A 2,016-nucleotide genomic window follows, 5' to 3' on the forward strand; every position below is an offset into this window, starting at 1 on the left:
AGGAAATGTTCCTTGCTATATTGAAAAAACAGCAAATATCAAAAGGGCTGTTAACGACATTATCCTGTCGAAAACCTTTGATAACGGGATGATCTGCGCTTCTGAACAAGCATTAATTATTGATGAAGAAATTTATGATGAAGTGAAACAAGAAATGATTTTAAATAATTGTTATTTCCTTAATGAAGAAGAAAGATTAATGGTAGAGAAGGCTGCCATTTTTGAAAAGACGAATACGATTAATCATTTAATTGTCGGATTACCAGCCACAATGATTGCCAAATTGGCAGGAGTGAATGTTCCAGTGAATACCAAGATTCTCATTGCAGAACTAGAGGGTGTAGGGCCAAAATATGCGCTCTCATGTGAAAAACTAAGTCCGATTCTTGCCTGTTACAAGGTTAATAGTTTTGCAGAGGGCATGCAAATTGCGGAAGAAACCTTGGAATATGGTGGTCTTGGCCATTCAGCCGCTATTCATACCGCAGACCAACGTTTAGTAGATTTGTTTGCACTACGTATGAAGGCAGGGCGAATCATGGTTAATACCCCATCGACGCATGGTGCAATCGGGGATATTTATAATACATCCTTACCGTCATTAACGATAGGATGTGGTACTTATGGAGGGAACTCTGTGTCACAAAATGTAGGAGCACAAAATCTCTTAAATATTAAAAAGGTTGCAAAAAGAAGAACATTTACCCAGTGGTTTAAAGTACCATCACAAATTTTCTTTGAAAAAAATTCAATCCAAATGCTAGCGTCTATTCCAGGAATCTCAAAGGCATTCATTGTTACAAGTAACAGTGCAGTTAAAAATGGCTATGTTGACAAGGTTGTTTACTATCTAAACAAGAACCAAAGGACAATTCAATTTGAAGCATTCTCCGAAATTGAGCCTGAACCTAGCATTGATACAGTAATAAGTGGTGCAGAGCGGATGAGAAGATTTCAGCCAGATTGTATTATTGCTCTTGGCGGCGGCTCGGTGATGGATGCCGCAAAAGCGATGTGGTTATTTTACGAACATCCAGAAACTGATTTTCATAGCTTAACACAAAAATTCTTTGATCCAAGTAAAAGAGTAGTTAAATTCCCAGCGCTGCGTGGAAAAGCAAAATTTGTTGCGGTTCCAACAACATCCGGAACGGGTTCAGAGGTCACAGCCTTCTCAGTTATTTTAGATAATAATACAAATATAAAATATCCACTTGCGGATTTCCAATTGACACCGGATGTAGCTATTATCGATCCACAGTTTGTTATGACAGTTCCGAAGCATGTTACCGCTGACACAGGGATGGATGTGTTGACACACGCGATTGAATCGTATGTTTCCGTATTGGCCAATGACTTGACAGATGGACTTGCATTAAAAGCTATTCAACTTGTCTTTAAGTATTTGCCAATAGCTTACCGAGATGGAAGTAATGAACTTGCCCGTGAAAAAATGCATAATGCTTCTACAATAGCAGGGATGGCTTTCGCCAATTCCTTCCTAGGAATAAACCATAGTCTTGCCCATGTTTTAGGGGCTGAATTTAATATTCCACATGGACGCGCCAATGCGATTCTTTTGCCGCATGTAATCCGTTACAATGCAGCCAAACCAAATAAGTTCATGACATACCCTAAATATGAAAGTTTCATAGCCGATGAACGTTATGCGGAAATTGCTAAAGCGCTTGGGCTTCCTGCGGGTACGACAGAGGAAGGTATTGAAAGCCTAGTCCAAGCAATTATTAAATTAACAAAGGAACTAGAAATCCCGATGAGTATAGAAGCAAGCGGGGTCGGTAAAGAAGTATTTGAAAGCAAAGTAGCAGTTCTCGCTGAACGTGCATTCGACGATCAGGATACGATTGCAAATCCAAAACAACCATTTATAGGTGAACTTGCAGATATTTATCGTCAGGCCTTTAGTGGTATTTAAAAAGAAGGCTGTGTTAAAGAATATTGTTGATTTTGGCATTCTGTTGCTCTTCGTTCCAGGCACGAAGACTCCTGCGGGAG

General features: G+C 39.5%; 1 protein-coding gene. It reads left to right on the forward strand.

Going from position 1 to position 2,016, the window contains the following annotated elements:
* On the forward strand, positions 1–1,936 hold a 1,936-nt coding region (gene adhE, locus V7659_RS28140), incomplete at its 5' end, for a bifunctional acetaldehyde-CoA/alcohol dehydrogenase (RefSeq protein ID WP_335543364.1).
* Positions 1,937–2,016: the final 80 nt, after the last annotated feature.

It is taken from the genome of Neobacillus drentensis (assembly GCF_036966985.1).
Taxonomy (GTDB): Bacteria; Bacillota; Bacilli; order Bacillales; family Cytobacillaceae; genus Neobacillus; species Neobacillus drentensis_E.